Here is a 26,934-nt window from a genome sequence, read left to right on the forward strand (position 1 = left end):
TGAGCAGGCCCTTACCGGCTGCCTTGCAAACGCAATTGCTCAACACTGCGCACAAGTTCGGCTTGACGTCGCGACCCGGTCTTGGAGAGCGCAGCCTTGATCTGGTTGCGCACGGTATAAATGCTGATCTCACGGTCCTGGGCTATTTCCGCCGGTGTCCGGCCATCTGCGAGCTTCAGGACCGTTGCCGCTTCTGCCGGGCTGAGGCCAAGCTTCTTCTGCATTTGAGCCAGGAACGTGTCGCTGCCTGCTTCGGGCCTGACCGCCAGAAGTACTGCAGAGACCGCCTTGTTCATGAAAACACCGAAGGGCGTCTTGTCCAGATCCCCCAGTTGCAAACCTATTGAGCGACAGGTCCAGTTCCTGCCTCTGCCATCCGTTGCCTGCCAGTTCCGAAACACATCGAAACCACCCATGGATTGTAGCTGCACGAAACCAGCGAACCTGCCTTGATCCTCTTCGGACCGGAAATGCAGACGCCTGTCGAAACCACAACCGACAAGAGAGCCTGAGGCCAGGAGATTTTGCGCCTCCGCGCAGGCATAGTGGATCCGCATCGCGGTATCGATCACAAAAATCGCCGTCCCAGATCCCATGAGATGTTGTTCAGCAGCCCATTTCTCGAAGGTCAGTCCGGAGATGGTCCGATTTATTTCCAGTGACTGGCGGATGACCGGGGCGAGTTGCGCGCACAGGCGAAGCCAGTCGTCTTCGTATTTGTCGCGGTCCTTCGAGCGCATGTTGCCACCGAGCAGGAACATGCGATCGCCATCCAGTGCCAGCATCGCCCCACCGCCACCGGTAATATCTTCAAGAGGCAACAAAAGGTCGGCGTAGAACTGGGTCTTTTTCAGCGTTTCAGGTCGGCACAGCTGATGGGTTGATACGACGTCTCCCACCTTGCAGGTGGCAAAGTTAGCAGCAAACGGGTTCTTGTCCGCGTAGTGCTCGTCGTAAAGTTCCAGAATGTACGGGTCGTATCCTGACGAAAAGGTGAGCGGTGTGGCTTTGGTCAGGTCGTCGTAGCCGATCAGCTGCGTGCATACGCGCGTACCAAGGCTGCAGCTCAGCGTGTCGAGAAAAACCTGCCACCGCCCAGGATCCAGTGCCGCCGATACAGCAAGGTTCGACAGCCTAATCAATTCTTCTGCTGCGACAGCCAACCCTTCCCCCCGGGAGTTCTTGCGGCATCACGCCAGTAAACGAAGTCGGGCAGACCAGATTGACGCTTCAGCTTCCGCTAAGCCCGCTCCACCTTGCGACGCTCCACCTCAATACATATGCAAAAAACGGAGGCAGCGCGTTAACATTGATCAAGTTCCGACCATTTCGTCATCACGCCAGTCGTGCAGAGGCCGGCAAATTTCCAAATACTGGCCAACCATCCTCCCTTCCCCAGCTGCGGAAAATACATATTTATAGTCCAAATGGACCATGCAAGTATTTCCTACACCCTGTAAACAACTATTGATCGTATCCGGCAGGCACGTGTGACGGCGTTTCAAGTCACAAGTGTTTGTTTTCCGGCGGCAATCTCGGGATTCCCGCATTCCAGCAACCGGCGATCGATCTATTTTTAAGCCTTATTGATTTTTTGGGCGGCTATTTGAGCCGCCCTTTTTTTATTATTGAATCGAGGCTTGTCTGGCAGGGCGGTGCTTACGGCTTGAGGGTCATGCCTTCGCTGGCGACCAGTGTTCCGGGATAAGCGTTTTGAGCGGCGAGACCTATTTCATCGAGCTCGTCGTCGGACCTGCGCGGATCATGATGGAAGAGAACGGGGGTCTTTACGTTGCCGGCCTTTGCCAGCTCGACAGCCTTCTGCCAGGTGGAGTGGCCCCAACCCTTGTAGGTGTCGTATTCGTCGTCAGTGAACATGGCGTCATAGATCATGACGTCGGAATTGCGCACGAAATCAGGTAGAGCGGCATCAATTTCCGGATCGCCATGTTCGTGATCCGTGATGATGCAAATCGATTTGCCCTTAAATTCGAAGCGGTAACCACACGCTCCACCGGGGTGGTTAAGCCGCGTGGTGCGGATGACGAGATCATCGGTGCGCGGGATCAGGTCTCCGGCATTGAAGGACTTGAACTCGACCGCCTTCAACGTCTTGGCCGCCACAGGGAAGATCGGCGGCGACATGATCCGGCTGACGATGTCAACGAGGCTGGTTTCGTCCTGAAAGTGTCCGGCCCAGGCAGTGACGGAGAAGCTCGGATCATAGGCAGGTTTGAAAAAGGGAAGACCGCAGATGTGGTCGAGATGGGTGTGGGTGAAGAGCAAATCGAAGGTTCGTGTCTTGCACCCGCAGATTTCCACGCCCAGATTTCTGGCGCCGGAACCGCAATCGACCAGAACCAGTGCGTCGCCGGCCCGGATCTCGAAACACGACGTTTCGCCGCCATAGCGGAGTGTGCTCGACCCCGGCGTCGGGGTGGACCCTCTGACGCCCCAGCAACGAAGCGAAAATTCCTCAGCCACGTGTTACTCCCTAACCGCTGGCAGCCCCTCGACGTGCGTCGGCAAGATCCCGGGTCGTCCGTTCAAGCCGCAGCGCCAGTGTCCGCATCACCTCCAGCGAGATATCCGGAAATTCTTTCAATAGTTTCAAGAAATCGTCTTTCGAAACAGTGAGAACATCCATGTCATTCGCTGCGACCAGTGTCGCGGTTCTTGGTACGTCGCACAGAATAGCGATTTCGCCAACAATTGAATTTTCCGAAACCTGCGCTACTTTTTTTTCACCCTCAGGCGTGTCGACCAGAACATCCGCATCGCCGGACAAGATGATGAAGGCGCAATCACCTTCTTCTCCCTGGGAGCAAAGACGTTCGCCGGAGGGGTACTCGGTCCGATCACTGATGAAGGCCAGAAGCCTCAACTTGGTCTCGTCGATCCCGCGGAACAATGGCACCTTACGGAGTGCCTCGACTTCGGTTTCAAGTGTCATCTTCTTCTCCCGCGCCCGTTGTTTTTTCGTTCCGACCGAACCGAATCGCCCGGCCGGTCTCCGCAGACCGGTTGCCCACCTATTGTCACACCCACCGTCTTACCCTTTTTCTGAAAGCCGTCCTTGATCCAGAATGAAGCGCTGATCGAATTCAGCTGCTATTTCGGCATTGGACGTGCCGAACAGGAATGTTTTACCGGACAGGATTTGCCTCAAGCCTTCGCGAAGCGTCTTGTCCTCGTCCGTCATACCGGTGGCGATATCGTCCAATATGGTGATTTTTGCGTTTTTCAGAAGACCGCGGACCAGTGCGATCTTGCGGCGTTGGCCGGCAGACAAGCGCGAACCGGACACACCGACATGGTATCCGAAGCCCGCATAGATGATCGGGCGCCGCAAACCGGTTTCCTCGACAATGGTGCGGATAACATCGTCGATACGCCGCCGGGCATCCCGGCGATCGACGCGTGCACGCCCGAACAGGAGATTGTCCTCAATGGTCAGCGGCGGCAGATAGACATCCGGATCGAAGGCAACGAAGTTGTCGCTGTTCTTGACGACCTCTTCCAGGAACGTCTGGCGGGCGCTGATGATATCGCGTTTCAATTCGTCGGTCATGACACCCAGACGATGCCGGGCGGGGACCAGCTTGAAGGCCAGCCCGGTCAGACGTGACCGATCGGCGTCTGTCAGTCCCGGGCGTGGCTGATCGGACTTGGCGATGCGGACGATGCGCTCGAAATCCGGAATCTCATCCAGCGTGATGAAGGAGTAAGCGCCGAGCAGACCGCTGTCGCCGGAAACATTGGAGAACAGTTCCAGCATGGTTTCGGCAATCTTGAGGCCGATTTGCTGAAGCTTCTGATCGAAGCCCGTTTCCGCCAGGAAGGCCTTGACCTCATCGAGGTCCGGCACCTGGTCCATGGTGATTTCCGGATCGGCCGGCACGGCAAAGAACAGGTTGTCCGCCAGGCTGGCACTCGCATTGAAGCGATCGCGATGCCACAGCTCGACCAGGCCACCAAGTTCGGGTTCGTGGGCAATGCGCTCGGCGAGTGCCTTGCGCACGTTCAGGATCTTGTCGGCAAAGCCGTCGTCCATGGTCGGGTCGAACCGCGACTGCAGACCGAGCCGATAGATGTCCTTGTCGATCTTGACGGTTTCGAGCAGTTCAAGCGCCCTTGTGTCGAGTTCTCTCTCGTCGCTGACACCCGCGGCAGCGAAATCGTCCCAATCGGCGGCAAGGTCATACGTTGGGTTGCGTGTTTCCTTAGCTTCGGCGAGCCGCCGCTTGTAGTTCTTCAGGCTTTCCCCCTCCCGCTGGGGCGGAACGAGCGGACGGTGGCGCAGACCATAATAGAGGTTGTCCCGGATCGTTCCCGTCCAGACATGCACTGCCCCGCCGACATAAGCGATTTGCCGGCCGAGAGTGGCGTCCGTCAGCTTGTCGAGATCGTGGCTGCCGATGCAGACCTTGCCGGAGACGGCCGCAACGAGCCCGGCGGCAAGCTGCAGGACCTCCGACCTTCCGGATCCGTCCGGACCAACAATCGCGCAAGCACTGCCGGACGGAACGGTCAGCGAGACGTCGACAACCTCCTGCCCGGCCGCACCGCCGGAGAAATTGACATTCTCGAGCTTGACGTCGCCGGAAAGGTCGACCGTATCGTCCGAGGTCAGGCGCTCCTTGTCATAAATATCCGACGGGTCGAAGTTTTCGACAACAGTCTGATACTTGACGCTGACGTCCGCAGTCATCTGGTAGAAGGAAAGCAGCTCTTTCCAGGGGCCAGCGAGATCCTTGTAGGCCGCGATGACCGCCAGCAGGGCACCGATGCTCAGATTGCCCTGAATGACCAGATACCCGCCGATCAGGTAGAAGAAGAACGGCGTCAGCTGGTTCATGAAGTTGTTCAGGAACTTGATCAGGAATTTCCGGTTGAAGATGTCATACCGGATCTTGAAGTTCTCGTAGAGGCGGTCGGAGATATCCGCCGAATGCCAGGCCGCCGCGTCGTTGGCATGGATTTCGGCAACGCCCGTGATGCTCTCGCCAACCTTGTCGGCAATGACGCGGATGTTGCGCACCCGCTGCCGGGACAACAGCACCACCTTGCGCTGCAAAAGCGGGATCACATAGCCCTGAATGGGATAGGAACTGATGGCAGCCAGGCCCAGTAGCGGGTCCTGCATGAAGATGAAGCCGATCTGAACGATCAGCATGCCGCCCTGGTAGGCCGGCAGCGCAAAGGCTTCACCAATGTAACCGCCGACATCCTCCACTTCCGATGTGATCATCGGAATGATTTCGCCTGAACTGACCTTTCTGAAATGCGGCAAGCGGAAGCGAAGCACCCGCTGGAACAGCTCGAACCGCAGGCGCCGGAGCATGCGTTCGCCGAGACGTCCCTTGTAGACGTTGAGATAAAATTTCAGCCCGTTCGAAACGACGACCAGAAACAGGAAGGCAAAACACAGAAGAAGAAGATATGGAACTTGATCGAAATCGACGCCAAGGATCGTCCGAGGAAAATTGTCTCCCTGGACGGCATCATTGACAATCAGTTTTGGCAGTTCGAGAAGGACATAGACCACCGGGTATGTGAGTACGGTGACCATGAGAATGAAGATTTGCTGTCTGGCGCTGTATTTCCAAATAAAACCGAAAAGGCTCTTTTCCATAAGCTCATCCAAACAGACAAGGATCAAATATGTGCAAGCAGATCATATTTGGTATATTAGCGATCCGAGTTAGTTGCGCCAGCCGGGATTAACATTTGCCACAACCGCTTTAAAAGGGTCCGCAGACCGTTCCTTGTCGAAAGTCCCCTGTCAAGAAATATCCGCACGTGACAAGGGCCAATCAATTGAGACATAAGCCTTTCGGGGCAGTTTTACAAATTTAGGGGCAGTATGAGTTCCAAGACGCCGAAGATCCTCATTTACAGCCACGATTCCTTCGGGTTGGGCCATCTCAGACGCTGCCGGGCCATTGCGCAATCCCTGGTCGGGGACTTCGATACGCTGTCTGTCCTGATCCTGTCCGGCTCCCCGATCATCGGCAGTTTCGAGTTTCGCTCCCGTGTCGATTTCGTTCGCATTCCCGGCGTGATCAAGCTGCGCAACGGCGAGTACACGCCGTTGTCGCTGCATATCAACATCGACCAGACGCTTGCGATCAGGTCATCGATCATCGAACACACTGCCAAGGTGTTCGATCCGGACATCTTCATCGTCGACAAGGAACCGCTTGGCCTGCGTGGGGAAGTGCTGCGGACGCTGGAAGCCCTGAAGGATACCGACACCCAGCTCGTACTTGGCCTGCGCGATGTCATGGACGACCCGAAGGTGCTGAAGGAAGAGTGGGACCGCAAGAACGTCTATCCGGCCCTGCGCGACCTTTACGACGAGATCTGGATCTACGGACCGGAAGATATCTGTGATCCGCTGGAAGGCATCGACCTGCCGCAATCGGTGCGCGACAAGCTACGCTATACCGGTTACCTGCGCCGTGAGCTGCCGAAATCGGCGCTCGAAAATCCCGCACCCGCGCCGTTTGACGAAGAACCCTATATCCTGGTGACGCCAGGCGGCGGCGGTGATGGCGTTGAAATGGTCGACTGGGTGATGCGCGCCTACGAAGCCCGGCAGCGTCCGCTTTTCCCGGCCCTGATCGTGCTTGGCCCCTTCATGCCGGCGGCCGCCGCAACCCAGTTCAGCGAGCGCGCCGAACACCTGCGCGACGTCGAGATCATCCGTTTCACACCGCAGATCGAACCCTATCTTGCCAATGCCACAGCCATTGTCGGCATGGGGGGCTACAATACGTTCTGCGAGATCCTGTCCTTCGACAAGCCAACCCTGATGGTACCGCGTGTCATTCCGCGCCGGGAACAGGCTATCCGGGCTGAGCGAGCCGAACAAAGCGGCCTCTTGAAGGTGTTGCCGATCGACCAGTATCCGGATCCCGACCTGATGGCTGCGGCCTTGTCCGAACTTCCGGGCATGGCTTCGCCTTCGGCAGCCGGCGTCGACAACCTGCTTGGCGGTCTGGATATCATCTCCAACCGCGTTGGAGAAATCTTCGACGAACAGCAGGCAGCCAGCCGGAAGCTGGTCAACTTCTGACCATCGCCACCCGCAAATCGCATTCTTTCAAGGGCTGACCGATGTCCCGTATCGCCGTTGTGGTCAAAGGCTATCCTCGCCTGTCCGAAACCTTTATCGCCCAGGAAATGCTTGGTCTGGAGCGGCGAGGTATCGAGATCCTGATCGTTGCCCTGCGCAAGCCGTACGACCCGTACATTCACGATCTGCACCGGCAGATTTCAGCAGAAGTCATGTATCTGCCGGAATACGTGAAAGACGACCCGGCCCGGGTTGCCCGCGCCAAACGCTGGGCGGAGAAACAGCCGACCTTCGAGGCTGCCAAGGCTCTGTTCGATGCCGATTTCGCGCATCAACCCAACGCCGACCGGCGACGCAGGTGGGCTCAGGGTTGCGTCTTCGCCCATGAACTGCCGGAAGACGTGACCTGGATCTACACCCACTATCTGCACACCCCCTGCTCCGCCTCGCGTTATGCTGCGCATCTATCCGGCCGCAAATGGTCTTTCTCCGCACACGCCAAGGACATCTGGACCAGCCCCGACTGGGACCTGAAAACCAAGATCAACGATGCGGCCTGGGGCGTGACCTGTACCGCGGTCAATGCCGAACACCTGAAAGGCCTTGCCGAGGATCCGGACAAGATCGAGCTGCTTTATCACGGCCTCGACTTTTCCGGCTTTCCGGAGCCCAAGACCAAAGCCACGACGCGTGATGGCAGCGGTGAGCCCGTGCGTCTGGTTTCCGTTGGCCGGGCCGTGGAAAAGAAAGGCTATGACGACCTTCTGGATGCTCTTGCAAAACTGCCTGCGTCTCTCAACTGGCACTTCACCCATATCGGTGGCGGAGACCTTTCCGAGCACCTGAAGGCACAGGCGGATGCGCTTGGACTGTCGGACAGGATCACCTGGCGGGGGGCACAGCCGCGCGAAGAGGTGATCGCCACCTGCCGCGAGGCTGATCTCTTCGTCCTGCCATCGAAGCTCGCGAAATCCGGTGACCGCGACGGCCTGCCCAATGTCCTGATGGAAGCCCAGTCCATGGGCATCTGCTGCCTGTCCACCAAGGTTTCGGCGATACCCGAACTGATCCTCGACGGTGAAACCGGTGTGCTTGTTACCCCTGGCGCACCAAAGGAACTGGCCGAGGCCATGCAGCGCCTTATTACCGCCCCCGAGATCCGTCACGGTCTCGGCCTTGCCGCGGCCACGAGGGTCAGAACAACGTTCTCGACAGACCCCGGCCTCGACCGCCTTGCAGACAAGTTCCGCAAAGTCCTTTAGGCAGAACCCCAGGAAAACCATGAAGATTGCCTTCACTGCCCCGATGAAGCCCCTGGATCATCCGGTCCCGTCCGGCGACCGGACCATGGGACGGTTGATCGTGAAGGCTCTGGAAAGTCTGGGGCACGAAGTGACGATTGCCAGCCGTTTCAGGTCCTGGCGCAAGGATGGCAGCGACGACATTCAGTCAGAGGTACGGAATGAGGCGCTGGCAGAGGCAGACCGGATAAGCGCCGACTGGCAACAATCAGGCTATCGGCCGGATCTGTTCCTGACCTATCATCTCTATCACAAGGCGCCGGACTGGATCGGCCCGGCGCTTGCCGACCGGTTCGACCTTCCCTATGCGATCGTTGAAGCCAGCCGTGCGCCGAAACGGCAGCAGGGCGACTGGGCCTTCGGGTTTGCCGCCGCGGATGAAGCCTTGAAGCGCGCCGATGCCGTTGCCGCCATCCACAACGCTGATGCCGAATGCCTTGCGGCGGTCGTGCCGCATCGTTGCCTGTCGGTCCTCCTGCCGTTTCTGGATGCCGATCCCTTTCTCGCCGCATCGACCAATGCCAAGCCGCTTGCGGCAAGTCCTTTGAAACTGCTCTCCGTGGGCATGATGCGCGAAGGTGACAAGCAGCGCTCTTACGAAGCGCTTGCCGCGGCACTGGTCGAACTTCGGGACCTGCCCTGGCATTTGACGCTCATCGGCGACGGCCCGATGCGCGAGCAGGTCCTTGCCCTGTTTCCACCCGAACGGATTACCTGGCTCGGCGCCCTTGCCGGCGACGACCTGCCAGCTCAATACGCGCGGCACGACCTCTTCATCTGGCCCGCAATCCGGGAAGCATTTGGTCTCGTGTTTCTGGAAGCGCAGGCAGCAGGCGTCGGCGTGATTGCCGGTGACACATTCGGTGTTCCCGACATTGTCCGTGATGGCGAAACCGGAATGCTGTCCCCCGAAGGCGATGTATCCGCACTTGCCGCCAACCTCAGCCGTGCCATGCGGGAACCGGCGCTTGTGGACAGGCTTGGCTTGGCAGCCCGTCACCACATCCTTCATTTCCATACGCTTTCGGCAGGCGCTGCCCGGCTGGAAGCACTTGCCGAAAAGGCCATGCGGAACCACTTGAGCCGCCGGGAGACGAAAGACGCATGAGCTTCAAGGCCCTCATACATGTTCAGCATCTGCTCGGGACAGGCCATGTCGTGCGGGCCGCGGCCATCGGCAAGGCACTGGCCGCCGAAGGCGTTGAGGTGACACTTGCCAGCGGCAACACAATACCGCCGACACTCGACACCGGATCACTGAAGATCATCGAACTGCCAGCCTGCAGAAGTCCGGACGCGACCTTCAAGCGTCTTGTGACTTTGGACAATGAAGATATTGACGATGCTTGGAAAATCGCCCGCGTTAAAGCATCGATTCAAGTTCTTGAGGCCGACGACTTCGACCTGCTCCTGACCGAGACCTACCCCTTCGGTCGTCGCCAGCTTGACTTCGAACTGGCCCCTCTTCTGGAAACGGCCAAGGCGAGCAGCAAGGTCCCGCTGATTGCCACTTCCATTCGCGACATTCTGGTGCGCAAGAAGCAGCTCTGGAAAGAACGCTGGATGGCCGACCAGGCGCTGAAATTCTACGACCGGATCCTGATCCATTCCGATCCGGACTTCATCCGCCTTGCAGACAGTTTCCCCTTTGCCGAGGAAGTCGACCACCTGGTTCGCTACACCGGTTATGTCGGCGGCGATCCACGGCCTGCTGTGGAAGGACCGGACGGCGAGGACGAGGTGATCATTTCCTGCGGTGGCGGCGCCGTTGCCGAAAGCCTGCTGTCGGCGGCACTGGAAGCCAGACCGCTGTCGCGCCGCGCGGAAGACACGCCGTGGCGAGTGCTGATCGGTCACGACATTTCCGACGACGCCTTTGCCATTTACCGGCAAAGCGCGGTGGATGGCGTCATTGTCGAGCGCGCCCGGCGTGACTTTCCTGACCTTTTGAAACGGGCGCGCCTTTCCGTCAGCCAGGCAGGCTACAACACCGTGCTCGACATTCTTCAGGCTGGTGTTCCGGCTGTCTTCGTGCCCTTTGCCCAGATCAACGAGACCGAGCAGACGCAACGCGCGGAAGCGCTTGCCGGCCATGGACGGGCGATTGTTACGCCGGAAGCAGACCTCACACCGGAGCGGCTTGCCGCTGCCATTGACGATGCGTTGGCTCTTCCGCGCAGCAAGCACAGCGTCCGCCTGGGTGGTGCGGAGGAAAGTGCCCGTGTCCTGCTTCAAGACCTGAAAGACCGGATGTCATGACCACTCACCCGCAGCGCTTCCGGCAGGAGCTTACCGATCATCTCGACTGGTTTGCCGAACGCGGCCGCAAGGTCCGCTTCTGGTGGCGCGACGACGACGCCATCGAACCGACACCGGCTCTTGAACGCATGTTGTCTCTTGCCAACAATCATGACATCGGCGTGGCGTTCGCGGTCATCCCAAAGATGGCGACGAAAGCCCTTGCGGAACGGTTCGCCGATCAACCACATGCGCTGGTTCTGCAACACGGCTGGCAGCACAAGAATTTCCAGCGGAAGGACCTCGGCGAAAAAGCAGCCGAGCTTGGTTCCAGACGGGATCCGGACGACCTGATGGCCGAGCTCAAGGCAGGTCATGACCGCCTGTGGGAACTCTTTGGCGACAAGTTCGTGAAGGCCATGGTGCCGCCCTGGAACCGGATCGATCCTGAAATCTCCCGCCGCCTGCCCGGTATCGGCCTGTCGGGTCTTTCCACCTTCACCTGGCACAACTTTCCGAGGGCGCATCAGCTCCAGTCGCACATCGACATCCTGAAATGGAAAAAGCAGGTGCGCTTCATCGGCTGGGAAAGCGCGCGCCTGCGTTTCGACCTGCAGCTTACCCGCCGGCGCAACACCGGCGCCGAGCCGGTCGGCCTCCTGACGCACCATCTGGTGCATGACGACGGCTGCTTCGAGTTTCTGGAGATCTTTCTGGAAATCGCCGCTCATCATGAAGGCGCGGAATGGCCGGACGTGAAAAGCCTCTTTGGCGAGAACGGTTCCTGGCCGTTCGGGTGAGAGCCTCTGTCTGAGGCGAGAGGCGCCAGACGAGCAAAAGTTATGCGTCTCCCCGGCCAAGCACCGCGCAGATCCGGGGTCTACTCTCTGCGATCGCCCTGGGTGGCCTTTTAGGGGTGACCTACTCCTGCCAGATGGTCTTCCTTACCAGAATGGATCAGGAGCTTGCAGCTTGGGCTGGTCTGCCGCATAGCTGCGCCAGATCCAAATCCGGGGAGTCGACGCAAAGGCCCAAGGCATGAAAGACACGCTCTACATACTCGCCCCTGGATTCGAAGACCCCGCCTATCCCGGCAAGACCTTCTATTGCTGGCATTGCGCGCTCATGGAAGGCGTGCTCGCCTCGTTTCCGGAGCTTGCGGACCGGCTTGACGTTCGCCGCATTGCCTGGCCGAAACCGCGCAGGGAAGTGGCCGAACGTCTGGGGGAAGACAATCAGTCCCTGCCTGTGCTGGTGCTCACCGAAGGCGGATTCATCAATGACAAGGACGCGATCCTCGCCGCCCTCACCGAGCGCCACGGCTTTCCGCATCCTCATCCCTGACAGACAAAAATCAGACCTGTTTAAAGTCTTCGTCTATTCCGCGGCTTCCAGTCGTTCCGGCTTCAGAGCAGCAGCAAATTGTTTGCGCAGGAGGGCGAGCTTCGGGTCGATATAGGTCTTGCAGAACGGGCGTTCCGGCCCCTTGGCATAGTAGTTCCGGAACTGTTCGTCGGAGGCCTTGAACTCGGCAAGCGTCATTACCCGCGTCACTAGCGGTTCGTCAAAGCGCTGCTGCAAGGCGCGCATCAACCTTCCGACCTTCACACCTGTACCGGCGTCATAAACGTAGACGGCGCTGCGATACTTGCCGCGCATCTTGTGGTGGGAGGTGCTGGAGTGGGTGCGCAGATGGATCTCGAGCAGGACCTCCAGCGGCAGCGCGACCGGATCGAAGGTCACCACCACCGCTTCTGACCAGGCATTTTCTGGCGGATCGGAGCGGATGAAGCCCTGTTCCACCTTCGAAATGCCAGCAATTGCCTGAAAGACGGCCTCGGTGCACCAATGGCACCCGCCGCCCAGCCCGATTTTCACCCCGGCCTCCAATGTCATGATCGATGCTCCCAGTGTGACGTCAGGCATTTCGTTTGCAAAACGGCTTGGCGGAGATTCCCCCAGACGAGATCTTATGCCGTCAATTGACAGGCAGCGCACAACATAAGATTGTGAGGCATGATCAATCGCGCGACCCTTCATCTAACCGTGGTGCATATCGTCGTTCCCGCAGGGGACGCGAGGGGATCACTGTTGGCTGAAGACATCTAGCCGGATCGCATCGCAACCCTGCTTCGAAGAGCAGGGTTTGTCAGATGCCTGCTCTCTCGATCCAACGAATGAGAGCAAAATGAGCATTTCAGACATCCCCGCGGAATTTGCACCGGTCTCCAGGGCAGGTAGTTGGCCCGAAGGCCTGATTATACGCGCCGAAACACCGGACGACGTGAACGGTTTGACCGTCTTGCAAGGTCTGCCGAAGTTCCGGGCAGGTACCTTGCGTCTGCCTTATCCCAGGCGCAAGGACGTCGAGGCCCGTGTGAACCAGTCCTCACCGGACAAGGTGTCCCTTGTCGGCATTTTGGGCGGGACGCTGGTCGCCGCCGCCGGTTTTGCCCGTTCCGCCGGACGGCGTGGACATGCGGCCAGTCTGGGCATGGGCGTACACGACGATTACACCGGACGCGGGATCGGCCGGGCGATGCTGACAGAGCTGATCGAGATAGCGGACAACTGGATGAACATCCGCCGCCTGGAACTGACCGTCTTCACCGACAATGAAGCCGCCGTCAGGCTCTATCAGACACTTGGCTTCGAAATAGAAGGCACCCACAAGGACTTTGCCTTCCGCTCCGGGTCGTTTATCGACGCCTATGCGATGGCGCGGCTCAGGGTGTGAGTGAAAGGCGCCTGCTCCTGATCTCTTTCCTTGTCGTTCCGGTTTGCCGCGCAAGCGGCAAGACCGGGCCCCGGTATCCGCGAGGCCCGGCCGAAAACCACGGCGGGGTCAGCAGATTACTGGATCCCGGCCTTCGCTGGAATGACAGGTTACTCATGCCCGACATTGCAGAAAATCAAGGGTTTTGAAGGCATCCGGACAACAGCCACGGCAATGCAAAACACACGTGCTCCAACCCCTTCTGCCTCAGGCCGCTTCCCTTTTCTCTGCCGCCTTCGGATTGGCCGCAAAGTCGATGGCGGCTTTGAGGACATCCGGATCGCCGATCTGGTTGGCGAGGATGAGGATCAGCCTGGCATTCATGCAGTTTGCTTCCTCGTCACTCATATGGCGCTGACTGGAGACCAGATACTCATAAAAGCCGTCCGGATCGGGAAGGTTTCGTGTCAGGTTCAGCTTCAGATTTAGGGCCATGGTTCATGCGCCTCCCATCGCGGTTTTCAAGGCGGCTTCCACCTTGTTGTCGTTGAAATAGCGCCAGCGAGCGGCGACATGCTGGTCCGGGCGGATCAGGTAGACCGTGCCGGGAGCCCCGTCGTAACGGGCTGCAAGTGTTCCGTCCTTGTCCTGCAGGTCCTTGCCCACACGCAGGACCCGGGCCTTGACGTTGCCGGCTGACACATCTGTTGCGGCTTCATCTCCAAAGACAAGCAAGGTGAACCCGTCGCCGATCTGGTTGAGGAACCAGGCCGCCTCACCGTTCACGTTCACAGGTGCGTCCGCACAGCACGTGCCCGGGGACATCTTGCCTGCGAAACTGGATTCGTCGGCCGTGTTGAGCGTGCTTTCGACATAAGGTGTGGGCGCCGACAGACGTCCGGAGTTGACCAGCGGCTTGGCAAAGTCGGTCACCTCGGAAAGATCCAGAACCGCGTCCCGGAACCTGCGAGAGGCCTCGTTTTTCGGTGTGATGAAATCGGTGGACCTGGTCGAGTTCAGCAGGTTGTCGTCCGCCGCGAAGGCTCGCTCCGTGTGGTAGCTGTCGATGAGGCTTTCCGGGGCGTCTCCGTCCAGCACCAGTTTCAGCTTCCAGCCCAGATTGTCGATGTCCTGCACGCCGGTGTTGGCGCCGCGTGCGCCGAAGGGTGAAACCTGATGGGCAGCATCGCCCGCGAACAGTACCCGGCCATAACGGAAGTTATCGATCCGCCGGCAGGCGAACTGGTAGACAGAGGCCCATTCCAGCTCGAACTCCTTGTCCTCTCCCAGCATCGCCTTGACGCGTGGAATGATGTTTTCCGGCTTTTTCTCTTCTTCCGGATCGGCCTCCCAGCCAAGCTGAAAATCCAGCCGCCAGACATCGTCGCACTGCTTGTGCAGAAGAGCAGACTGCCCCCGGTGGAACGGCGGGTCGAACCAGAACCAGCGTTCGGTCGGAAAATCGGCCTTCATGATGATGTCGGCGATCAGGAACCGATCCTGGAAGAACTGGCCGGAAAAGCCTGCCCCGACCATCTTGCGTGTGTCGGAGTTAGCACCATCGCAGGCAACTACCCAGTCTGCTTCCATCTTGAAGACGCCGTCAGGCGTTTCGACGGTCAGTACGACATGATCGTCCCCCTGCTGCAGGTTAAGGAGCTTGTGCTTCCAACGCAGGTCTATGAGGTTCGATTTCTGAGCCTCGTCGACCATGTATTCCTCCAGATAATATTGCTGGAGGTTGATGAAGGCCGGGATCTTGTGGCCGTCTTCCGGCAGAAGGTCGAATGTGTAGGCAAGGTCGTCGCGGAAGAAGACCTTGCCGATCTTCCATTCGATACCCTTGTCGATCATGCGTGTGGCGCAGCCGAGCCTGTCCCAGATCTCCAGCGGTCGCTTGGCGTAACAGACTGCGCGCGAGCCAATGGAAACGGTGTTGTTGTCGTCCAGAACGACGGTGGGGATGCCCCGCTGGGCGAAATCAAGCGCAGCCGTCAGTCCGATCGGCCCAGCCCCGATCACCACCACCTTGTGGCGCTTGACCGTACCTGTCTGCTGCTCCTCCGACTGACGATAACTGTATTGCGGATATTGATAGGTCTGAAACATCGGGCTCTCCTCCCAGATCCGCCAAGGCGGCATCGATCGAACGGCATTTGCCGCACTGGCGGCATGTGTCTTGCTCACACATCGGCCAGCTCTTTGGCGTGCAGCCATTCAGCGTGTTTCGGGGCCCTTTTGGTCTTCGACCATTCTTCCAACATCTGCCACTTGACCTCGTCCAGACGAGCCAGAAGCTGGTCTTCTTCGGGATCCGGGCACGCCAGCTCGACACGGTGACCGTTGGGGTCGAAGAAATAGATGGAGTGGAAGATTGAGTGGTCGGTCACGCCCAGAACCTCGACACCGTTCTTTTCCAGGTGGTCCTTGAACGCAATCAGCTCGTCCCGATCCTTCACCTTGAAGGCGATATGCTGCACCCAGCGCGGCGTATTCGGGTCAAACCCCATCTCGGGTTTGGTCGGCAGTTCGAAGAACGCCAGGACGTTGCCGTTTCCGGCATCCAGGAAGACGTGCATGTAGGGATCGGGATCGTGGGTGGAGGGCACATGATCTTCGGCGATCGCCAGAACAAAATCCATGTTCAGCATCTTGCCGTACCATTCCACGGTTTCCTTGGCGTCCTTGCAACGATAGGCGACGTGATGCATCTGCTCGATCTTCATGGGACCGCTCCTCCAAATTAGTTACATATGTAACCATATAGCTCCACAGCCCACCCGCCTTGATCTAAGTCAAATTGGTTACATTCGTAACTAATCTGAAGGCCGATCCACGCAACACCGCCATCCCGGACAAATGCGACCAGGTCGAGCACCGATCCGGGATGACAAACCCTCCTCAAAATCAGGCGATCAACCTCGTGTTGGAATTGACAGGCCATGACCTGCGTTCTCATATGAGGTACCTGCCAGCGAGGAGCTTTCCATGTCCGCTCACGAGCACGATCATTCCCACGATCACGACCATTCCGAATTGAGCGAAATAGAGCTGCGTGTACGCGCTTTGGAAACGCTGCTGACGGAAAAGGGATATATAGATCCCCCTGCCCTGGACGAGTTGATCGAGACTTACGAAACCAAGATCGGCCCCAAGAACGGCGCTCGCGTTGTTGCGCGGGCCTGGGCGGATGCGGACTACCGGGACCGGCTCCTGCAAGACGCGACCTCAGCGATTGCCGAGTTCGGTTTCACTGGCCGTCAGGGTGAACACATGGTGGCGGTCGAGAATACCGACCAGACCCACAACATGGTCGTTTGTACACTGTGCTCCTGTTATCCCTGGACAGTGCTGGGCTTGCCGCCTGTCTGGTACAAGTCCGCTCCCTATCGGTCCCGCGCCGTGCGCGACCCGCGAGGTGTTCTGGATGAATTTGGCGTAATGCTGCCGGATGATACCGAAGTCCGCGTCTGGGATTCGACGGCTGAAATCCGCTATCTGGTGATCCCCAAACGCCCTGCGGGAACAGACGGATGGAGCGAGGAACGTCTGGCGGATCTCGTCACCCGCAACAGCATGATCGGTACCGGCCTGGCGCTCGATCCTTCCGAACTGGAGGATGCGGCATGAACGGCGCGCAGGATCTTGGCGGACAGATGGGCTTTGGCCCCATCGAACTGGAAGAAAACGAACCCAACTTCCATGCCAAATGGGAAGAACGCGCGTTTGCGGTAACGCTGGCCATGGGCGCAACCGGCTCCTGGACGCTTGATGCCTCGCGCTTTGCCCGCGAATCCTTGCCGCAAGTTACCTACCTGACCTCCAGCTATTACGAGATCTGGACCAGGGGCCTTGAAAAACTTGTGCTGTCCAATGGCCTCGTTACGGAAGAGGAACTGAAACAAGGCCGGAAACTTGAAGCCGCGAAGCCGGTCAAGCGCGTGCTCTCGGCAGACGCTGTTGCCGGAGTTCTGGCCAAGGGCGCACCGGTCGACCGAGAGGAACATCAGCCCGCCCGTTTTCGTGTCGGTGACAAGGTCCATACGCGGCGCATGAACCCCGAACACCACACCCGCCTTCCCCGCTATGCCCGCGATGCTGTCGGCACGATCGAGGCCATTCACGGCGTTCATGTGTTTCCGGATACCAACGCGCACGGCGAAGGCGAACAGCCGGCCTGGCTTTATGGTGTCCTCTTCAAGGGGACCGACATCTGGGGTCCTGACAGCGATCCCAAGCTTTCCCTGCGTATCGATCTCTGGGAGCCTTATCTTGACCTTGCCCGATAAGTTTCTCGAAACGCCGCGTCTGCCGCTGGATGAAGACGGCGGGCCGGTGTTCGGAGCTCCGTGGGAAGCCAGGGTTTTCGCCATGACCGTGAAAGCCCATGAAGCCGGAGTGTTTACCTGGGGCGAATGGGCTGAGGCTCTGGGCGCCGAGCTTGCCAAGGATGGCGACGGAAGCGGCGAGACCGAAGGCTATTACGACCGTTGGCTGGCGGCCTTTGAAGGTCTGCTCACAGCCAAGAACATTGCCGCAGCCGGACAACTTGCAGACCTGCGCAAGGCCTGGGACAACGCGGCCAGGGCCACGCCGCACGGCGCACCAATCGTTCTTCAGAGGTCCTGAGGACGACCATGCGCCTGTTGCTTCCGCCTCCGGTCGTCGTCGGCATCGGACTGCTTCTGCTGTATGGAGGCGCCAGGCTGTTTCCGGCGCTGAACCTCACCTTTTCAGGTCAGACTTCGATCGCCGCGGTGTTCCTCATCGCCGGACTGGCAATTGGCGGACACGCGCTTTTTCGCTTTGTCATGGCGGGAACGACCTTCAACCCCATAACGCCTGATAGAGCCAGAACTCTGGTGACCCATGGTTTCTACAGGGTGTCGCGCAACCCGATGTATGTCGCCGACGTTCTACTGCTGCTGGCATTCGGCACCTACCTCGGTACGGCGACGGTTTTCGCCGTCGTTCCGGCTTTTGTCTGGTACCTGACCGAATTCCAGATCAGGCCTGAAGAAGAGCATCTGAAGCGCCTGTTCGGTCAGGAGTATCTCGACTATTGCGCGCGCGTTCGCCGCTGGCTCTGACAGCTGGCAACGTCACTCAATTCCCGAGGTAGAGACTGCTCTTTTCCTTGAAGGCGTCGGCCGCAAAGCGAAGAAAGGTTCGTACCCTGGCGACGTTCTTCAGGTCCGGATGGGTCAGGATCCAGATATCGAAGTAACGGCTCGGTTCGACGCCCGGCAGGCGGATCAAGTCGGGATCAGGATCCCCCAGAAAGCAGGGCAAACGGCCGATACCCATGCCGGCCCGAACGGCCGCATGCATAGTGATCATGTCATCGGTGACCGTTGCCACCTCACCATTGGGGTACCGATCGCGCATTTCCTTCGGCACCTTGTTGCCCCACCATTTGAAAGCGATGAAAGGCACTGCCTGCGATGTGACCGTTTCGAGCGCCGCGTCCCGGTATCGGCGGGCAAAGTCTCGCGACACGTAAAAACAGCGGTTCTGGCCTGTGGCAAGACGGCCAAACAGGCTTTCATCGGGCTTGTCGGTGACACGCACCGCGATATCGGCCTCGCGCCGGTGCAGACTCAGAATTTCGTTGGCCGCATTCATGGTGACGTCGATGCCCGGGTGCCGCTCCTTGAAGCGCGCGACAATCTCGGCCAGTTGCACCTGGAAAATTAGCTGTGCTGCCGTGACACGCAGCGGGCCTTCGAGTTCGGCATCCTTGGCGGCAATGCGCATGTCCAACGCAAGCACTTCCAATTCCATCCGGCGGGCGGCTTCAACCGCCTCTTCGCCGGCGGTGGTCGGCGTGAACCCTTCCGGAAGACGGTCGAACAGACGTGCGCCGATTTCCTCTTCCAGCGCAGACAGCCGCCGCGACACCGTAGAATGCGTCACACCAAGGCTGCGGGCGGCCTTGGTCAGGCTGCCGGCATTGGCAATGGCGAGCACGAATTTCAGATCATCCCAGCTATACATGGCATGTGCATTTTTGCACAGTTCGGTTACGAATTTGAAGAATTTTTCGCAAACCGCCTCTGCGATACGATTCTGGCATCTCAAACAAAGGAGACTAAGAGATGTCCATTCAAGCGATTGCCATGATCACGGTGACGGATCGCGAAGCGCTCGGCGCCTATCGTGAAAAAGCTGCAGACGCTCTCGCCCGCCATGGCGGCAGCGTCATTGCAGCGGATCCCGAACCTCTGGTCCTGGAAGCGGCTATCGATGCGCCGAACATGGTTGCCCTGCTGTCCTTCCCCACTCCCGATGCCGCCAAGGCCTGGCATCGCGACCCGGACCTTGCCGATGTGCACGCCCTTCGGAACAAGGGCGGCAAGTCCACGATTGTCGTGCTTCCGGGTTGATCACCTGTCACTGGGCAAATCGTCCTCCCGAGGAGGATCACCAGGTGCACACCAGGAACGGGGGAGCCGCTGCCTGATCACGCCGCCCCATCTGGAATCAAAACAGTCCTGCTTCCTCAGACCGAGGAAGCAGGACTGTGTTCGCCAAATTCAATGCTGATTTTCGGGCTCTCCGGCGCTTACCGTACCGGCTTCACCAGGCGCATGCGCCAGGTGACGCCTTTCTTGTCGGAGACGAGACGATAGTCATCGAGCACTTCCCACTTGCTGGTATCGTCGGTTGCTTCCCAGAGCTTGTTGATCAGTTTGTTTGCACCCGACTCAGGCTTTTTCGGTGAATACATCGACAGCGCGATAACACCGTTTTCCTTCAGGAACGGGACGTAGCGGGCGACGACGGCAGCCGGGTCATTCGCGAAGTGAAGAACCTCGTTGAAGACAATGGCGGAGAACGTTTCGCCTTCCAGCGCTTCGAAAGTGTGCATGTCGCCTGCCCGCAGGCTGGCGATGGCCGGGTCGACATTGGCGATCTGCAGGGAAGCCGGGGAAAGATCCATGCCGACATAGCGCTTGACGCCCATAGGCTGCAAACGCTCATAGAGCAGGCCTTCGCCGCAGCCGATATCGAGAACGTCATCCATGGAGCCGGTCAGACTAAGCCACATGCCGATAATGCCATATCGGCCGCTTTCAGGCAGCGAGCGCAGGAAGGCCCAGCGACCGGCTTCATATTCCTCGTCCCAGCCAGCGGCGGTGGTGGCATTCTTCGACATTGTGACTTCCTAACAGCAAGACGGGCCAGAACGGCCCGCCGGTTCTTCAGATTTCAGATGCATCACTTATAGGGATCTGCCGCGTCGCGCAAACCATCGCCAAGGAAATTGAACGCCAGGACGACAATGATGATCGGCAACACCGGAGCCATCAGCCAGGGGTAGACGGTCACCACCGAAATGTTCTGCGCTTCGTTCAAGAGAACACCCCAGGAAACCGCCGGCCGACGCAGACCGAGGTTAAGATAGGACAGCGCGGTCTCACCCAGGATCATGGACGGGATCGACAGCGTCGCCGACGCGATGATGTGGCTGGTGAAACCCGGCAGCAGATGCCGCGTGATCACGCGCTTCGGCTTGGCCCCCATCAGGACCGCCGCCTTGGCGTATTCCTCTTCACGCAGGGACAGAAGCTTCGACCTGACAGCACGCGCTAGCCCCGGCCAATCCAGGAGACCAAGGATGATCGTCAGGCCGAAATAGATCCAGACGGGGCTCCAGGTGACAGGCAGCGCCGCAGAGAGCGCCATCCACAGAGGCAGTTCGGGAAGAGAGCGCAGGATCTCGATCGCCCGCTGGATCAGACTGTCGATCCAGCCGCCGAAATAGCCGGCGATCCCACCAAAGAAGAGCCCTAGAACAATTGAGATCACGACGCCGATCAGACCGACAGTGAGTGACAACCGGGCGCCGTAGACCAGTCCCGAGAACTGATCGCGGCCAAGCCGGTCCGTCCCGAACAGGAACATCGTGCCGCCTTCCGCCGGGCACACAAGGTGGAAGGACGCGTCCCAAAGCCCCCAGAACTTGTATTTTGCGCCGCTGCAGAAGAAGCGGAGCGGCTGGACATTATTCGGATCGTCCTTGAACACCCATTGCAGGGTTTCCATGTCGATTTCCGAGGTCATGCCGTAGACGAACGGGCCGACGAGCTTGCCTTCGTGAAACAAGTGGATCGGTTGCGGCGGAGCATAAAGATGCATGCTGTCGCGGCTGTTGGCGCCATAGGGCGCAATTACTTCGGCAAAGGGAACGCACAGGTAGAACAGGATCAGGACCACGCCTGACCAGACCGCTATTTTGTGGCGCTTGAATTTCCACCACATGATCTTCCATTGGGAAGCCTGGTAGAAGCGCTCCTGCTCGGCGGTCATCTCCTCGGTGACTGCCGGGTTGAACGGCGTCGGATCGACGTAATGCTCGACTTCGCGCGTGGGCGTGTTCTTCACGTCCATGGTCATGACGAGGCCCTCCCGCCAAGACGAATGCGCGGATCGAGAACTGCCAGCAACAGATCGGAGATCAGCATGCCGATCAGCGTCAACATGGCAACGAACAGCAGAATGAACCCTGACAGGAACTGGTCTTGCGATTGTAACGCGGACACAAGAACCGGACCGACTGTCGGAAGGCTCATCACCACCGAAACGATCACCGAGCCAGAAACAAGCGACGGGATCAGGTTGCCGATGTCGGCGATGAACGGGTTGATGGCCATGCGCAGGGGATATTTGACCAGCAGGTGGTTTTCCTTCAGCCCCTTCGCCCGGCCCGTGGTGACATATTGCTTGTGAAGCTCGTCAAGCAGGTTGGCGCGCAGGCGCCGGATCATGGCCGCCGTGCCGGAGGTCCCGATCACGATGGTGGGCACGATCAGATGCGCCAGCACCGACATTGCCTTGTCGAAGCTCCAGGGCTGATCGATGTACTGAGGATCCATCAGGCCACCGACGGACAGGCCGAACCAGCGATTGAAGAAATAGAGCAGAATGAGCGCAAGCAGAAAATTGGGGGTGGCAAGACCGATATAGCCCAGGAAAGTGAACCCGTAGTCCCCCCAAGAATACTGACGCGTTGCAGAGAAAATACCGATGGGGAACGACACCACGTAGACAAACAGGATCGTCGCGAAGTTCAGGACCACGGTCAAGGGAAGTGTCGGTCCTATGACCTGCTCCACCGGCTTGTCGAATTCGAACGACCAGCCCCAGTTGCCCTGGATCAACCCGTCGAAACCGTGAGGTCCCGGCCAGAGGCCGACCCAGATGAGGTAGCGCTCCATGAAGGGACGATCGAGAGAGAATTCCTTTCTCAGGAACTCGAGCTTGGCAACCGAGGAACTTTCACCGGAGGACTTCAGGGCAGCAATCTGGTTGGAAATGTAATCACCGGACGGCAACTCGATGATGAAGAAAGTCAGCAGACTGATCACCAGCAAGGTGGGACCCATCATCAAAATACGTCGGACAATGTAATAGAGCACCTAAACTCCCCTCAGCCCCGGCACTTTGCGCAAATCAGGCTCTGATTTCTGCACTTAAAGTCAAATTCGGTTTCGATAGTATGACGTTTTTCAACCAAGAGTCAGTCCCCGGAAAAACGTCTGGCGGAACAGGCCGGATCAAGTCAGCCCGTCGCCTTTAAAGCGTTCGGTTCGGATAATCTTCCGAACCGAACGATATCTCTGGCAGTTTCCCCGGCCGGTTGGTGTCAGAACCAGCCGGACCGGAAAACAAGCGGAACTGCGGTTTACTTGGCCATGTAGAATTCATCCATGCGGTGAATTCCGAAATGGGCGCCGGGATCCCAGCCGTAGATACCTTCAAGCGGAACGTTTTCGACGTTCTTGATCACAACCGGCTGACGAACGCCGGAAACCAGACCGATATGAATGGTTTCGTCGGCATGGATCTGGAGCATTTCTTCCCAGATCTCGGTGCGCTCTTCCGGCGTTCTGGAGCTCAACCATGCGGTATAGAGTTCCATCAGACGCTCGGCCGGGGCCCAGTCGGGTTTTTCGCCGCCCTCACCCTGGGTTTCGAAATAGTCACCCCACTTGTGCCACGAAAACGCGTCGCCACGCACAGGGGCAAAATCTTCCGGCGGCATTTCGGACGTCGGAATGCCGTTCTCGAAGCCGGACCAGACAGACATCAGCAGGTCACCGGTGATGGCGCGCTCGCGCATGTTGTCACGCTGGCTCGGCTTGGCAAACAGAGCGACGCCGATCTCTTTCCACATTTCCTTGACCAGCTCCAGGGCATCATCCTGGACCTGTTCCTCGCCAGCTGTCTCCACGATGATTTCCAGCGGACGGCCATCGGACATCAGACGAATGCCGTTTCCGTTGCGCTTGGTGAGGCCGATTTCGTCCAGAAGCGCGTTCGCCTGTTCCGGATCGTATTCCGCCCACTTGGTGGTGAACTCGGCCTTGTAAAGCGGGCTGGACGCCAGAACCGTGTCGTTGCCCGGTGTTCCCAGCCCGAAGAACAGGACCCGGTTGAGCAGGTTGCGGTCAATCCCGAGCGACAGGGCATGACGGAACTTCGTGTTGCGCATCAGTTCACGCCAGACCGGATCCTTGACCGTCAGGTTCGGCAGGATCGAGATCTCCGCACCCTTGGTGTTGGACCAGAGCGCGGTGACATAGTCATTGTCCTTTTCGCCCTTCTTCAGGACGGTAATGTCGGCGAAGTTGAGGTTACGTGCCTGCAGGTTGCTTTCACCAGCCTGTGCCTTGGCCGGGATCAGCTTGCCGTCGGCAACCGTCATGATGATTTCGTCGACATATGGAAGCTGCTGACCGGTGCTGTCGACCCGGTGATAGTATGGATTGCGTTCCAGAACGAAGCGCAGATCGCTGTCATCGCGGTTGCGCACCCAAGGCTGCAACGACGGCATGTCGACGTTCTGCGCGTTATACATGTCGTCTTTTTTGTTATGGAGCGGTGCCCAGTCCCGCGCCTTCACCTTTGCAGCTTCCTTGGCGATCACATCAGGATCGCCGTATTTCTCGTGGAACTGCTTCAGATAGTGGGCTGGCCGATAGATGAACGGCGGACGGGACTTTGCCAGTTCCGGCAGGAACAGCGGGTTCGGAGAATCCCAGGTAAAGCGGACGGTGGTTTCGTCCAGGACCTCGAACTTGGGGCCCTTGCCGTTGGCCAGCAGGTACGGCGGCAGACCTGACGGGGTCAGACTTTCGTTGCTGACAATGTCCTCGAAAAAGTAGCGGAAATCCTCGGCACCGAAGGGATGGCCATCAGACCACTTGTGGCCGGCGCGCGTGTGAAGCGTGAAAATGCGGCCATCTTCAACATCGACGTTCGCCAGGATATCGGGAACCAGTTCCAGTTGCTCGTTGTAGCCAACGAGGCGGGCATAGCCCCAAACGTTGATCAGTCGAACATCCTTTGCCCGGCCGATCAGGGTGTCGATCTTGCCTCCCGGCTTGCCGACGGTTCGACCCTTGGCTTCAAGATCAACGATCAGAGGGTCGGAGGGAACCCGTTCCGCCACAGGTGGCAGAGACGGATCAAGGCCCGGTGTTTCCTTCAGCTCCAACGCGGCCAGTGGCCCCGCTATCAGAGCTACGGTCAGGAAAAGACCGGCCCTTACGGAATTCAAAAACTTCATGCTGCAGTCCCCTCAAGCGCCCCGGCATTCTTCAGGCCAGGTGCGCAGACAAAGTGATCCGGTTCCATTTCCACCAGCGACGGCGCCTGGCCGTCGGTCAATCGGAAAGGTTCCGGCCAAGATTGCGGCTCCGATGCTCTGTTGGCATCTAGGGCGGCAAAATCCAGTGGTGCCGACAGGTCCGGCTCGGGCACGGCCGAAAGCAGTGCTTTCGTGTACGGGTGCAGCGGATTGCCGACGACAGTTCGTGTTTCCCCCATCTCGACCAGTCGTCCACGGCACATGACCGCGATCCGGTCGGCAACATAGTCGACGACAGCCAGGTTATGGCTGACAAAGAGATAGGTCAGGTTCAGGTCGCGCTTGAGATCCTGCAGAAGGTTCAGGATCTGCGCCTGTACCGAGACGTCGAGCGCCGAGGTCGGTTCGTCGCACAACAGGAATTCCGGGTTCAGCGCGAGAGCTCGTGCGATCCCGATGCGCTGGCGCTGACCGCCGGAGAACGAATGGGGATAGCGGCGCAGGAAACGCGGGTCGAGCCCCACCAGGTTCATCAGATTGCGTGCGCGCTCGGCCCGCTCCTGAGGGGTGCCGATGCCGTGCACCTCAAGGGGTTCCATCAGTGTGTCGTTGATGGTCATGCGCGGGTTGAGCGAGGAGAACGGGTCCTGGAAAATAAGCTGCACGCGGCGGCGATAGTCCATCAGTTCCGCGCCCTTGAGCTTGGAGATGTCTTCCAGCCCCTTGCCGCGATTGTAGAGGACATTGCCGCCCTCGATACCGATTGCCCTCAGGATGGCCTTTGCTGCGGTGGTCTTGCCGGAACCCGATTCCCCAACGAGGCCGAGACACTCGCCGCGGCGGATCGTCAGGTTGATGCTGTCGAGTGCGGTCATGGTCTTGACCTTGCCACCGAGGAAAGACCCTTTGCGCAGGGTGAACCGTTTGGTGACATCGCGCATTTCGACCAGTGGCTCGCCCGGCTTGACGTCGCAATGCGGGCGATTGGCCGTCAGTTCCTCCGAGCGGACCTTGATGGGCCGGATCGGCACCAGCCGCTCGTCCCGGTCCATGTGGAAGCTCGGGACCGCGTTGAGCAGAGCCTTCAGATAGTCGTGCTTGGGATCGGAGAAGAGCTGCTGGGCAGTGCCCTTTTCCATGATGCGGCCATGATAGATCACCGCGATTTCGTCGGCCATGTTGGCGACCACGCCAAAGTCGTGGGTGATCATCAGGACGGACATGCGCAGTTCGGCCTGAACTTCGCGAATGAGCTTCAGGATTTCCGCCTGAATTGTGACGTCGAGCGCGGTGGTAGGCTCGTCCGCGATCAGCAGCGCGGGGCGGCAGATCATGGCCATCGCGATCATCGCGCGCTGGCGCAGGCCGCCTGAGAGTTCGAACGGATAGGTGTCGAGAGCGCGCTCGGGATCGGGGAACTGGACCAGGCTCAGCATGGTCTTGGTCAGTTCGCGTGCCTCGGCGCTGGAAACGTTGCGGTGAAGAAGTGCGGCTTCGCCGATCTGGTCGCCGATGGTATGCAGCGGCGACAGCGACGTCATCGGCTCCTGGAAAATGATCGCAACCCGGTTGCCGCGCAGGTGCCGCATCTGCGGTCCCTTGCGCTCAAGCGCTGCAATATCGACAGGCGGCTCCGTGCCGGTCGGATCCGCCAGGATCACTTTCCCGGATGTAATGGATGCAGCCTGGGGCAGAAGACCCATGATCGTCTGCGATATGACCGTCTTGCCCGACCCGGATTCGCCCACCAGCGCGACAGTCCGGTTCTCGGGTACGACAAATGACACATTGTCAACCGCCCGGACCTGACCTTCCGCCGTATTAAAATCAACCGTCAGTCCCTCAATCGAGAGAACATTCACCGCGCATTTCCTCCCAGGCAAGGATTGTCTGACAGAGGCTTACTAAGCCCTCATTGCATTTGAAAGACAACCAAATTCGCCAGTGGATAGCAATGCAGGATTCATGAAAACAAACTGTGATGTTCGTCACAGTTTGCAAG

General features: G+C 58.8%; 26 protein-coding genes. 12 read left to right on the forward strand and 14 right to left on the reverse strand.

Going from position 1 to position 26,934, the window contains the following annotated elements; genetic code table 11:
* Positions 1-11: 11 nt before the first annotated feature.
* The 4 genes from HCG46_RS26410 to HCG46_RS26425 form a co-directional block, all read right to left on the reverse strand.
* Positions 12-1,163, reverse strand: a complete 1,152-nt coding sequence (locus HCG46_RS26410) for a helix-turn-helix transcriptional regulator (protein WP_168687953.1) — start codon at positions 1,161-1,163, stop codon at positions 12-14.
* Positions 1,164-1,659: 496 nt separating this feature from the next.
* Complete coding sequence (locus tag HCG46_RS26415) at positions 1,660-2,484, reverse strand: MBL fold metallo-hydrolase (RefSeq protein WP_022997784.1); 825 nt, start codon at positions 2,482-2,484, stop codon at positions 1,660-1,662.
* A 10-nt stretch (positions 2,485-2,494) separates the two neighbouring features.
* On the reverse strand, positions 2,495-2,953 hold the full coding sequence (locus tag HCG46_RS26420) for a Crp/Fnr family transcriptional regulator (protein ID WP_006931293.1): 459 nt from the start codon (positions 2,951-2,953) through the stop codon (positions 2,495-2,497).
* A gap of 99 nt (positions 2,954-3,052) precedes the next feature.
* Complete coding sequence (locus HCG46_RS26425) at positions 3,053-5,572, reverse strand: ABC transporter ATP-binding protein/permease (RefSeq protein WP_209009633.1); 2,520 nt, start codon at positions 5,570-5,572, stop codon at positions 3,053-3,055.
* A gap of 294 nt (positions 5,573-5,866) precedes the next feature.
* Between HCG46_RS26425 and HCG46_RS26430 the strand changes: the two genes are divergently transcribed.
* The 6 genes from HCG46_RS26430 (at position 5,867) to HCG46_RS26455 (ending at position 11,964) form a co-directional block, all read left to right on the forward strand.
* Complete coding sequence (locus HCG46_RS26430) at positions 5,867-7,081, forward strand: glycosyltransferase (protein WP_022997787.1); 1,215 nt, start codon at positions 5,867-5,869, stop codon at positions 7,079-7,081.
* A 41-nt stretch (positions 7,082-7,122) separates the two neighbouring features.
* A complete protein-coding gene (locus HCG46_RS26435) occupies positions 7,123-8,343 on the forward strand; it encodes a glycosyltransferase family 4 protein (RefSeq protein ID WP_168687955.1) in 1,221 nt (406 codons plus the stop codon).
* Positions 8,344-8,362: 19 nt separating this feature from the next.
* Positions 8,363-9,490: a glycosyltransferase family 4 protein gene (locus tag HCG46_RS26440; protein ID WP_168687956.1), complete on the forward strand. Its 1,128-nt coding sequence runs from the start codon at positions 8,363-8,365 to the stop codon at positions 9,488-9,490.
* Positions 9,487-10,641, forward strand: a complete 1,155-nt coding sequence (locus tag HCG46_RS26445) for a glycosyltransferase (protein WP_168687957.1) — start codon at positions 9,487-9,489, stop codon at positions 10,639-10,641. Before HCG46_RS26440 ends, HCG46_RS26445 begins: the two co-directional genes overlap by 4 nt.
* Complete coding sequence (locus HCG46_RS26450; protein ID WP_168687958.1) at positions 10,638-11,420, forward strand: polysaccharide deacetylase family protein; 783 nt, start codon at positions 10,638-10,640, stop codon at positions 11,418-11,420. Before HCG46_RS26445 ends, HCG46_RS26450 begins: the two co-directional genes overlap by 4 nt.
* Before the next feature lie 238 nt (positions 11,421-11,658).
* Positions 11,659-11,964 carry a DUF3088 domain-containing protein gene (locus tag HCG46_RS26455; protein WP_168687959.1) on the forward strand — a complete coding sequence of 102 codons (306 nt, stop codon included), beginning with the start codon at positions 11,659-11,661 and terminating at the stop codon, positions 11,962-11,964.
* A gap of 33 nt (positions 11,965-11,997) precedes the next feature.
* On the opposite strand, the gene HCG46_RS26460 is transcribed toward HCG46_RS26455, so the two are convergent.
* Positions 11,998-12,516, reverse strand: a complete 519-nt coding sequence (locus HCG46_RS26460) for a peptide-methionine (S)-S-oxide reductase (protein ID WP_055658752.1) — start codon at positions 12,514-12,516, stop codon at positions 11,998-12,000.
* A gap of 292 nt (positions 12,517-12,808) precedes the next feature.
* Between HCG46_RS26460 and HCG46_RS26465 the strand changes: the two genes are divergently transcribed.
* Entirely contained in the window at positions 12,809-13,357 is a 549-nt protein-coding gene (locus HCG46_RS26465; RefSeq protein ID WP_168687960.1) for a GNAT family N-acetyltransferase, read from the forward strand.
* A gap of 246 nt (positions 13,358-13,603) precedes the next feature.
* On the opposite strand, the gene HCG46_RS26470 is transcribed toward HCG46_RS26465, so the two are convergent.
* The 3 genes from HCG46_RS26470 to HCG46_RS26480 form a co-directional block, all read right to left on the reverse strand.
* Positions 13,604-13,831: a DUF2783 domain-containing protein gene (locus tag HCG46_RS26470; protein ID WP_075282037.1), complete on the reverse strand. Its 228-nt coding sequence runs from the start codon at positions 13,829-13,831 to the stop codon at positions 13,604-13,606.
* Between the two features lie 3 nt (positions 13,832-13,834).
* Positions 13,835-15,445, reverse strand: coding sequence for an FAD-dependent oxidoreductase (locus HCG46_RS26475; RefSeq protein WP_168687961.1), 1,611 nt, complete (start codon positions 15,443-15,445; stop codon positions 13,835-13,837).
* A 74-nt stretch (positions 15,446-15,519) separates the two neighbouring features.
* Positions 15,520-16,062, reverse strand: a complete 543-nt coding sequence (locus tag HCG46_RS26480) for a VOC family protein (protein WP_022997798.1) — start codon at positions 16,060-16,062, stop codon at positions 15,520-15,522.
* Positions 16,063-16,324: 262 nt separating this feature from the next.
* Here HCG46_RS26480 and nthA point away from each other — a divergent pair, with 262 nt between their 5' ends.
* Genes nthA through HCG46_RS26500 form a run of 4 tightly spaced genes read left to right on the forward strand, consistent with a single transcriptional unit; the run spans position 16,325 to position 18,426 of the window.
* The gene (gene nthA / locus HCG46_RS26485; RefSeq protein WP_168687962.1) at positions 16,325-16,966 is read left to right on the forward strand and encodes a nitrile hydratase subunit alpha; all 642 of its coding nucleotides are present in this window, start codon (positions 16,325-16,327) and stop codon (positions 16,964-16,966) included.
* Entirely contained in the window at positions 16,963-17,625 is a 663-nt protein-coding gene (gene nthB / locus HCG46_RS26490) for a nitrile hydratase subunit beta (RefSeq protein WP_168687963.1), read from the forward strand. Before nthA ends, nthB begins: the two co-directional genes overlap by 4 nt.
* Entirely contained in the window at positions 17,615-17,965 is a 351-nt protein-coding gene (locus HCG46_RS26495; protein ID WP_286185543.1) for a nitrile hydratase accessory protein, read from the forward strand. Before nthB ends, HCG46_RS26495 begins: the two co-directional genes overlap by 11 nt.
* An 8-nt stretch (positions 17,966-17,973) precedes the next feature.
* Positions 17,974-18,426: an isoprenylcysteine carboxylmethyltransferase family protein gene (locus tag HCG46_RS26500; RefSeq protein ID WP_152507135.1), complete on the forward strand. Its 453-nt coding sequence runs from the start codon at positions 17,974-17,976 to the stop codon at positions 18,424-18,426.
* A 16-nt stretch (positions 18,427-18,442) separates the two neighbouring features.
* Here the strand turns inward: HCG46_RS26500 and HCG46_RS26505 are convergent, their stop codons facing one another.
* Positions 18,443-19,333: a LysR family transcriptional regulator gene (locus HCG46_RS26505; protein ID WP_022997803.1), complete on the reverse strand. Its 891-nt coding sequence runs from the start codon at positions 19,331-19,333 to the stop codon at positions 18,443-18,445.
* 101 nt (positions 19,334-19,434) lie between these two features.
* Here HCG46_RS26505 and HCG46_RS26510 point away from each other — a divergent pair, with 101 nt between their 5' ends.
* On the forward strand, positions 19,435-19,722 hold the full coding sequence (locus tag HCG46_RS26510; RefSeq protein WP_055658736.1) for a DUF1330 domain-containing protein: 288 nt from the start codon (positions 19,435-19,437) through the stop codon (positions 19,720-19,722).
* A gap of 179 nt (positions 19,723-19,901) precedes the next feature.
* Here the strand turns inward: HCG46_RS26510 and HCG46_RS26515 are convergent, their stop codons facing one another.
* From HCG46_RS26515 to HCG46_RS26535, 5 genes are all read right to left on the reverse strand, one after another.
* Positions 19,902-20,495 carry a class I SAM-dependent methyltransferase gene (locus HCG46_RS26515; protein ID WP_168687965.1) on the reverse strand — a complete coding sequence of 198 codons (594 nt, stop codon included), beginning with the start codon at positions 20,493-20,495 and terminating at the stop codon, positions 19,902-19,904.
* Positions 20,496-20,557: 62 nt separating this feature from the next.
* Positions 20,558-21,736 (reverse strand): ABC transporter permease, encoded by a 1,179-nt coding sequence (locus tag HCG46_RS26520; RefSeq protein WP_022997806.1) that lies wholly within the window; start codon positions 21,734-21,736, stop codon positions 20,558-20,560.
* Positions 21,733-22,758, reverse strand: a complete 1,026-nt coding sequence (locus tag HCG46_RS26525) for an ABC transporter permease (RefSeq protein ID WP_031268102.1) — start codon at positions 22,756-22,758, stop codon at positions 21,733-21,735. The genes HCG46_RS26520 and HCG46_RS26525 overlap by 4 nt, the downstream gene beginning before the upstream one ends.
* A 266-nt stretch (positions 22,759-23,024) precedes the next feature.
* Complete coding sequence (locus HCG46_RS26530) at positions 23,025-24,911, reverse strand: ABC transporter substrate-binding protein (protein ID WP_055658732.1); 1,887 nt, start codon at positions 24,909-24,911, stop codon at positions 23,025-23,027.
* On the reverse strand, positions 24,908-26,794 hold the full coding sequence (locus tag HCG46_RS26535; RefSeq protein WP_168687966.1) for an ABC transporter ATP-binding protein: 1,887 nt from the start codon (positions 26,792-26,794) through the stop codon (positions 24,908-24,910). The genes HCG46_RS26530 and HCG46_RS26535 overlap by 4 nt, the downstream gene beginning before the upstream one ends.
* Between the last annotated feature and the right edge of the window lie 140 nt (positions 26,795-26,934).

The organism is Labrenzia sp. PO1 (assembly GCF_012273635.1).
GTDB classification, from domain to species: domain Bacteria; phylum Pseudomonadota; class Alphaproteobacteria; order Rhizobiales; family Stappiaceae; genus Roseibium; species Roseibium algicola.

Coding starts and splice junctions, on each gene's coding strand:
- HCG46_RS26430 (WP_022997787.1), top strand. CDS start 5,867: ATGAGTTCCAAGACGCCGAAGATCCTCATTTACAGCCACGATTCCTTC.
- HCG46_RS26450 (WP_168687958.1), top strand. CDS start 10,638: ATGACCACTCACCCGCAGCGCTTCCGGCAGGAGCTTACCGATCATCTC.
- HCG46_RS26460 (WP_055658752.1), bottom strand. CDS start 12,516: ATGACATTGGAGGCCGGGGTGAAAATCGGGCTGGGCGGCGGGTGCCAT.
- HCG46_RS26510 (WP_055658736.1), top strand. CDS start 19,435: ATGTCCATTCAAGCGATTGCCATGATCACGGTGACGGATCGCGAAGCG.
- HCG46_RS26530 (WP_055658732.1), bottom strand. CDS start 24,911: ATGAAGTTTTTGAATTCCGTAAGGGCCGGTCTTTTCCTGACCGTAGCT.
- HCG46_RS26440 (WP_168687956.1), top strand. CDS start 8,363: ATGAAGATTGCCTTCACTGCCCCGATGAAGCCCCTGGATCATCCGGTC.
- HCG46_RS26435 (WP_168687955.1), top strand. CDS start 7,123: ATGTCCCGTATCGCCGTTGTGGTCAAAGGCTATCCTCGCCTGTCCGAA.
- HCG46_RS26425 (WP_209009633.1), bottom strand. CDS start 5,572: ATGGTCACCGTACTCACATACCCGGTGGTCTATGTCCTTCTCGAACTG.
- HCG46_RS26420 (WP_006931293.1), bottom strand. CDS start 2,953: ATGACACTTGAAACCGAAGTCGAGGCACTCCGTAAGGTGCCATTGTTC.
- HCG46_RS26475 (WP_168687961.1), bottom strand. CDS start 15,445: ATGTTTCAGACCTATCAATATCCGCAATACAGTTATCGTCAGTCGGAG.
- HCG46_RS26465 (WP_168687960.1), top strand. CDS start 12,809: ATGAGCATTTCAGACATCCCCGCGGAATTTGCACCGGTCTCCAGGGCA.
- HCG46_RS26505 (WP_022997803.1), bottom strand. CDS start 19,333: ATGTATAGCTGGGATGATCTGAAATTCGTGCTCGCCATTGCCAATGCC.
- HCG46_RS26515 (WP_168687965.1), bottom strand. CDS start 20,495: ATGTCGAAGAATGCCACCACCGCCGCTGGCTGGGACGAGGAATATGAA.
- HCG46_RS26445 (WP_168687957.1), top strand. CDS start 9,487: ATGAGCTTCAAGGCCCTCATACATGTTCAGCATCTGCTCGGGACAGGC.
- HCG46_RS26500 (WP_152507135.1), top strand. CDS start 17,974: ATGCGCCTGTTGCTTCCGCCTCCGGTCGTCGTCGGCATCGGACTGCTT.
- nthB (WP_168687963.1), top strand. CDS start 16,963: ATGAACGGCGCGCAGGATCTTGGCGGACAGATGGGCTTTGGCCCCATC.
- nthA (WP_168687962.1), top strand. CDS start 16,325: ATGTCCGCTCACGAGCACGATCATTCCCACGATCACGACCATTCCGAA.
- HCG46_RS26470 (WP_075282037.1), bottom strand. CDS start 13,831: ATGGCCCTAAATCTGAAGCTGAACCTGACACGAAACCTTCCCGATCCG.
- HCG46_RS26520 (WP_022997806.1), bottom strand. CDS start 21,736: ATGACCATGGACGTGAAGAACACGCCCACGCGCGAAGTCGAGCATTAC.
- HCG46_RS26480 (WP_022997798.1), bottom strand. CDS start 16,062: ATGAAGATCGAGCAGATGCATCACGTCGCCTATCGTTGCAAGGACGCC.
- HCG46_RS26455 (WP_168687959.1), top strand. CDS start 11,659: ATGAAAGACACGCTCTACATACTCGCCCCTGGATTCGAAGACCCCGCC.